Origin of the sequence: Lentilactobacillus sp. (assembly GCF_040773105.1) — a bacterium.
GTDB classification, from domain to species: domain Bacteria; phylum Bacillota; class Bacilli; order Lactobacillales; family Lactobacillaceae; genus Lentilactobacillus; species Lentilactobacillus parabuchneri.
In genome coordinates, this window is sequence record NZ_JAXGWW010000099.1 from 1 (window position 1) to 7,381 (window position 7,381).

The window sequence follows — 7,381 nt, forward strand, 5'->3', positions numbered from 1 at the left end:
AAATTACAAAACTTACAATTTGTCGGCAGCGCCATTGACCCAACCTACGTGGCTGAATCATCCAAGAAACGGATTTACGCAATTACCAAGGTCAAAGATGACCAGGATAATGTAACTGGTGGCTTTGTCGAATGGGATGGGACTAAAGATGACTTCCCATTAAAGCCAATTGCCTCAATTCACGACCAGGAAACTTCCCCAGCCTATATTTCGGTCGATGAAGACAAACAACTTGTTTTCACGGCTAATTATCATGCCGGAACGATTAATTCCTATAAAATTGGCGATGATGGGGCCATTTCAAAGGCCGATCGGATTATGGACAAGGGCACCCTTGGATTCCGCAAGGAGCAACAAGACGGACCACATCCTCATTATATCAATTTAACTCCTGAGGGCCGAATTGTGGCCGTTGACCTGGGTGTCGACAAAGTGTTTATTTATGATTTGGAAGACAGCGGTAAATTAGTACCCGTCAGCGAATTACAAATGCAGGACGGTTATGGTCCCCGTCATATTTACTTCGATGCCAAGAAGAAAGTTGCCTATCTGGTTGGTGAGTTGAGCAGCAACGTCGCCGTATTGGATTACGATGCCGACAAGGGCGTTTTGTCCTTGAGAGACATCCACTCAACGATTCCTGATGATTGGACTGAACATAACGGTGCTGCTGCAATCCGTGTATCAAAAGACGGCCGCTTCGTGTATGTTTCCAACCGGGGCAATAACACAATTGCTGTCTTCAGTTCAGATGAAAAAGGTAATTTGTCATTGATCCAGCGAATTTCAACGGAAGGCGACTTCCCTCGTGATTTCAATATGAGTGACGATGAATCCTTTGTCATCGCCTTGAATCAAAATTCGGACAACGCTGTATTATACACTCGTAACAGTGAATCTGGAAAATTAACGATGATTCAAAAGGACTTCATGGTTCCGGAAGGCGTCAGCATTCTTCGGAAACACTAAATATTAACAGACATCATGTGAAGAGACTGGGGCAAATATAAAAAATTGCCTCAGTTTTTTTGTTTGCCGATTACTTAGCTGAATTCTTGAAACAATGCGCTTTTTTGCCACTCTTTCATGTGTATTCGCTTCCATAATCGAACATTATTTGAGTCTTGTTTCATTTCGCAACAAAGGCCTTGGTTTACTTCTTTGTTTTTGGACTTCATCTCTTAAAATGAAAATCAGACACAAAAAAGGAGATGTAGACATTGAAACGATTGTTCGACGGACTCAGTAACAATATACAGCGTCACAGCAAAATCTGGATTACCGTCATTGTCATCCTAACGATTGGGTTTGGGTTTGGATTGCCTAAGCTCCAAATGAAGATGGGAAACGATGTTTTTGTCAGTTCAAGTTCAAAAGCATATAAGTATTCGCAAACTTATCAGAAAAAGTTTGGCGGTGAATCGCTCTATTTGTTAATGAACGGACGACAAGATACTTTGTTGTCACATGAAACGATGCAAAAAGTAGCCAAATTTGATCATAAGATCAATCAGGTAGATAACGTTCGCAATACAACGGACGTTGTGAGCACCCTCAACGACATGTTGGACAAGGCGGGCAGCGGCGGATCTGTGCAGTTAAACTTCAAGGATCCAAAACTGCAAAAGGATTTAATGGCAGAGCTGACCCCCAAGCAAACTGCCCAGCTCCAACGTGACCTTCAACAGTCACTGACTCCTGCTCAACAGCAGCAGATCCAGCAATATGTAATGAGCGAATTAACGCCTGCTCAAAAACAGAAAATGGCTGCAGCACAAGCTCAACAGTCAGTGCCGGCAAAACAGCAACAGGCAATGTTACAAAAAGCTTTAACTACCGAGCAAAAAGCTAAACTTCAGTCATATACCATGACACTGTTGAATCGAAAACAGCAAGCCGGCTTGGCGAAGACGATTGTCCCAATGCTTCCTAAGGTTGAAGACATGTCAACGAATTTGTTAAGAGATATTTTCTTAAGTGACAATGGCCACATACCAAGTACATTCAAGGAATTGTTGCCTAAGGATGCAACGCGGATGGTCATTGTGATCAACACCAACAAAAAGTCTTCAGATATGAACTCCGCAGTTCAAATTCACAATGATGCAAATAAGGTCATCCGAGACACTCATTTCGGCTCCAATATTAAGACCCGCCTTGGTGGGATGCCTGCAATCATCGGGCAGGCTCGTGGAGAAGTTATCAAGAGTATGGCAATTATGCTGGTACTGGCCATCGTTTTGATGGTAATTATCCTAGGAGTCATCTTCCCGGTTCGAAGACGACTGCTGCCACTGGTCTTTGTTTTAGCCTGTCTAGTATGGACATTCGGGCTAATGGGGTGGCTAAATATCCCAATCACTTTGGCAACCATGGCAACTTTGCCAATTATTATTGGCTTGGGAACTGATTTTGGCGTTCAATTTCAAAACCGTTACGAAGAAGAAATTAAGAAGACGCATAATCCCCAAAAATCGATTTCAGAAGCGATTGCAAATATGGGGCCAGCGGTTGGAGTTGCCCTAATTGTCATGATATTCAGTTTCTTGTCCATGTATTTGTCCAAGGCACCAATGATGCAACAGTTTGGCTTAACTTTGGCAATCTGAGTTGCATGTAGTTATGCTGTCGAGTTTGGACTGATGTTTAGCACATTGTCTTTCTTAGATAAAAATTACCAAGCAGACCAGTTCAGCCCCAAAAAGATTGCTCAACCTTCCAGACTTTCGCTATTCTTAAGTCATTATGCAGAATGGGTTACCAGACATTCCGGTGTTCTATTGGCCATTGGTATTGTTTTGGCAGGAATCGGCTTTTCAGTAGAAAAATCAATTAATATTGAAACCGATATTACTAAAATGATCCCACAACAGATGACTTCGTTGAAGAACACCAAGTATCTTCAGAAACAAATTGGCTCAACGACGTATCTGACCTATCTGGTTAGAGGCGGCGATAATGATTTGCGGGATAGTGGACAGCTGGAAAAAATTAATGACATTGGCAAACGGGTTGAAGACAAATATTCTGACGTAACCGCGGTTACCAGCTTACCAGTCGCATATCAGCAGTCATCAGGTAAATTGTCGGATAATCAAGAAAAAATTAATTCCGGCATTGACAATATGCCGACATCTATCAAGCAGTCATTAATCAGTAAGGATCATCACTCCGCCACGATTCAATTCAAGATCAAAAAGGACATGTCATCTAAAGAGCAGCTTCAACTGATGAATCGGATTGATCATGATATCCAAGGAACAGATCACGGGCTGAAGGTTTCGCCAGCAGGGGCTCAAGTCATGATGCTGCTGGGAATTGATAACGTCTCAGCAAATCATGATCTGATCATCATTGCAGGTCTTTCGATTATTTTCATCGTCCTATTCCTGATTTATCGAGATTGGCGACTGGCAATTTATCCGGTGGTCCCAATTTTGCTGGTGTTAGGATTCTCACCGCTAACATTAAAGCTTATGGGGACACCATATAATCCGGTCACAATTGCTTTAAGTTCCTTAGTTCTGGGAATTGGCACCGAATTCACCATTTTAATTCTGGAGCGCTATCGAGAAGAAATGAAACGTGGCATTTCCGTGAGAGATGCGATTGTTTCATCAGTCGCATCCGTTGGACAAGCCATCACAGTTTCCGGATTAACCGTGATTGGCGGGTTTTCAGCGATTATGTTCTCCAACTTTCCGGTGCTTAAATCATTTGGGCTAATCACTGTTCTGGATACCGCTTATTCGTTGATTAGTGCGTTAACTATCTTACCCGCAGTGATTTATCTGTTACGGAAAAGAAAATCAGATAATGAGAAACCCGACAAAGTTTAGTTGATTTGACGTTGTTTTACTGAATGATGGCTAAATATCATAAAGTCGCTGAGGCAAAAGTTCACACCGTATCCGTTCCTTAATATTCATAGAACAACTTAAGGGCATTTAATCAAATTCCATTTAATTTGTTGATGATGTCGACCAGGAATTCTTCAACTTCGTCTAAAGAGTGGCTTGGCGAATATTCCAACTGTTCGGCGAAGAAGCCCATGATGATATTTGCCAAAAAGCTCATCATAAGAGTGGGAGACGTTGAATTTTTGATTAAAGTGACAATGGGGTCATTTTGGTAATCTGAGTTGTTAACGCGCTCCTGAAACAGCCCTTCAAGGATGTGGCGAAATTCATCATAAAATTTACTTTCGTTTTCAGGGACCAAATGACGGATTAGGCCAACATTTTGAGTCATAAATTGAGTGATCTGTTTTAAAACAGCCGTTTTATCAGTAGGAGAGCCACTCAGTTCGCTTGTTAAATCGTGCAAAATATCGTCTGCCAAATCAATCTTGTCCTGATAGTAACGATAAAATGTGCTGCGATGAATAAGTGCACTATCACAAATATCCTTGACGGTAATGTCATCGAATCGCTTGGACTGCAAAAGGTTAATCATAGCTTGTTTGATGATTCGTCTGGTTCGTTTTTGGGTAAGTGTTTCTGCTTCTGTCATTAAATTTCCTTTCACTGAAATAATTTACATGATGTGTCATGCTCGTTAGTTGGAATAAACCTTATTAACCAGAATACAGTGGATTGAAACTATTTTAAAGAAATAAGAATGATTATCAGCGAATACAAATAATGGATCCGTCACGAATTATCACCTAAGAAGGGGAGGTTCGGGCGGGTCCATTATTTGTATTGTGTGTATTCCCAGGATCACATTTTTTGCTAATGCATTGTTTGATTAAAGTGGGGATTTGTTAATTAACTTTGGTTTCGATTGTCCCCAAGCCGTCAATTTCGCTGGTAAAGACGTCACCAGACTTCAAAAAGACTTGTGGATCACGTCCGACACCGGTCCCACTGGGGGTTCCGGTAAAGATTAAATCGCCGGGATACAGTTCAATGACGCTGGAAATATACGAAATCAGCGTTTGGATATCAAAAATCATCTTATCAACGGTTGCTTGCTGCATAATCTCCCCGTTGACTTTAGTAGTGACATTTTTTGAAACAATATCATCAGTGTCGGCAATTGTTGTTATGTAAGGGCCGATTGGTGAGTAATTCTTGAAGGATTTTCCGAGGTCAAACTGGGTACTTGGACCATCGATTGATTGAACGGTTCGATCGGAAATGTCTTGGCCGACAGTGTAGCCGGCAATTGCGTCTTCGGCATCTTCGCGGCTGATGTTGCGACCACCGCGGCCGATGACAATCACGAGTTCAGATTCCCAATCAACGGTGTTGCCGCTGAGATGAATTGAATTGTGGGGGCCGGCTAAAGAGCTGACAAATTTATTGAACACGTTTGGCCGCTTGGGCTTCACAATGTCCATTTCTTTCATGTGATCAAGGTAATTAAACCCAATTGCTGGTAATTGACGTGGGTGTTGAACCGGCTGCTCAAATTTTAGGGCATCGAGTTGTTCGGCATCGTCGTTATCAATGATTTTGGTGTCGTTGAAATTGATTAGGACTTTAGAAACAAAGTTCTGCCAATCGTTTAAGATCTCGTCGATTGAGTCATAACCAGTAATTGGAATACCCCAGAATTGACCGTTTTGGAGCGCGACAAATGTTGGCTTGTTATCATACATTGCTAATTTCAATTTAACCCCTCCTGGCTTTAATTCAATTAACGAACAGCGTTATTAGTATACACCCAATCGTAAAAATTGTAACCAGAACACTTACGTATTGCCGTTTTGCCAGAAATGATGCAGAACATTTTTTAGTTGATCTGAATTTTGAGTGACTTTGATGTTGGACCAGGTCTTGGGGAAAATGCTCCGGTAGCGCGTCTGGTTAAATCGCTGGTCCATCAAAACGATCACACCTTTATCCTCGTCAGTTCGAATCACTCGCCCGGCAGCTTGGCTGACATTGTTGAAGCCGGGAAGTTGGTAGGCAAACGAAAAGCCCTGGCCATTGAGTGAATCAAAGTAATCACGGATTAAATCGGATTCTTTATTCATTCCGGGAAGCCCGACACTGACGATGCCCACGCCAATCAGTTGGTCATTTTTCAAATCGATGCCTTCAGAAAAGATGCCACCTAAAAGGGCGAAGCCAACTTTGGTCTTGTGATCATCAGAACGGAAGTTGTCTAAGAATTCGGTTCGTGACGCGTTGTCCATGTCGGGCTTTTGATTAATGACCGTCACGTCTGGGTAAAGTTCGACAAATTTGCTGAGAGTCGCGTTCAAATAGGCCATTGACGGGAAGAACATCATGTAATGCCCGGTTTTCTGGGAAATCAACGTCTTAATTGTGTCACAAATTGGTTTTAGACTGTTCTCCCGGTTGGCATACAGGGTATTAATGTTATTGGCGATAACGACCTGACAGTTTTCCTGGGGAAACGATGAATGAGAGATCATGCACAAACTGTCAGCTTCGTTTCCCAAAACTTGCTGGTAATAGGAAATGGGACTGAGTGTAGCCGAAAACAAAATTGCGGCACGTCCCAGATTCAAGCTGGCCTTAATTTGCTTGCTGGGATCCATACAAAACTGCCTAAAAATGATGGTGTGATCGCCGATAATCATCCTCGTTCGATACGTTTCATCGTAAAACGTACTGATCAAAAAGTAGCGCCGACATTCCAAATAGTAGTCCACAACGGCATCGACCGTGTCGCTGGGGGTCTGAGTTGCCAACCATTGGTGGATCGTTTCAATTAAGGTTTCTAACGTATTATTGAAATTATCCAACGGTGCCAGTTGGGCAACCTGTTTATCGACGGTTTCCGATGCAGGCTTGCTATAACGTTTAAATGATCGCTTGAGCGACTGGAGGCGTTTAATCACCTTTTCATTGCTGGCTTTTTTTCTTGAAAGCTGGCGGATTAAAGGGTCAATCGGCGATGATTCCAAGGTCGCTGAATACATTTCCCGGGACCGTTGGACGAGGTTGTGAACTTCATCGACCAGAAAACAGTTTGATTTATCCGGGACTGAAAAGAATCGCTGCAAATGCACCTGGGGATCGAAGAGGTAGTTATAGTCGCAGATGATGATGTCACAAAATAAGCTGACGTCGAGTGAAAATTCGAAAGGGTCCACCTTGTGTTTTTGCGCGTATTCTTGAATGGTATCTTTAGTGATTTGATCAACGTGTTGAATGAGATCCTTGATAGCTGGTCTGACACGATCGTAGTAGCCCACCATGTAGGGATTTTTTTCCGGCGGAACGTCTTTTTCCTCCGGAAAGGTAATCTTATCCTTGGCGGTTAAAGTGATACTTTTGAGGGTGAGCCCCTTTTCTGCCATCAACGAAATCGTGTTTTCCGCAACGTGTCTGGTACTTTGTTTGGCCGTGAAATAAAAAACGCGGCTGATCAATTCTTCGCCCATGGATTTAATGGCCGGAAA

At 42.5% G+C, this 7,381-nt stretch carries 6 protein-coding genes; 3 read left to right on the forward strand and 3 right to left on the reverse strand.

From position 1 onward, the window contains the following. The 3 genes from AB3112_RS06480 to AB3112_RS06490 form a co-directional block, all read left to right on the forward strand. Positions 1 to 969 (forward strand): lactonase family protein (locus tag AB3112_RS06480; protein WP_367334137.1); only part of this gene is annotated, 969 nt, incomplete at its 5' end. A 251-nt stretch (positions 970 to 1,220) separates the two neighbouring features. Then, the gene (locus tag AB3112_RS06485) at positions 1,221 to 2,609 is read left to right on the forward strand and encodes an MMPL family transporter (protein ID WP_367334138.1); all 1,389 of its coding nucleotides are present in this window, start codon (positions 1,221 to 1,223) and stop codon (positions 2,607 to 2,609) included. Between the two features lie 33 nt (positions 2,610 to 2,642). Next, positions 2,643 to 3,839: an RND family transporter gene (locus AB3112_RS06490; protein WP_367334139.1), complete on the forward strand. Its 1,197-nt coding sequence runs from the start codon at positions 2,643 to 2,645 to the stop codon at positions 3,837 to 3,839. A gap of 112 nt (positions 3,840 to 3,951) precedes the next feature. Here AB3112_RS06490 and AB3112_RS06495 read toward each other — a convergent pair whose 3' ends face one another. From AB3112_RS06495 to AB3112_RS06505, 3 genes are all read right to left on the reverse strand, one after another. After that, positions 3,952 to 4,512 carry a TetR/AcrR family transcriptional regulator gene (locus AB3112_RS06495; protein ID WP_057910650.1) on the reverse strand — a complete coding sequence of 187 codons (561 nt, stop codon included), beginning with the start codon at positions 4,510 to 4,512 and terminating at the stop codon, positions 3,952 to 3,954. A gap of 253 nt (positions 4,513 to 4,765) precedes the next feature. Next, the gene (locus AB3112_RS06500) at positions 4,766 to 5,617 is read right to left on the reverse strand and encodes a fumarylacetoacetate hydrolase family protein (RefSeq protein ID WP_084974329.1); all 852 of its coding nucleotides are present in this window, start codon (positions 5,615 to 5,617) and stop codon (positions 4,766 to 4,768) included. Between the two features lie 81 nt (positions 5,618 to 5,698). After that, on the reverse strand, positions 5,699 to 7,381 hold a 1,683-nt coding region (locus tag AB3112_RS06505; protein WP_367334140.1), incomplete at its 5' end, for an ATP-dependent DNA helicase.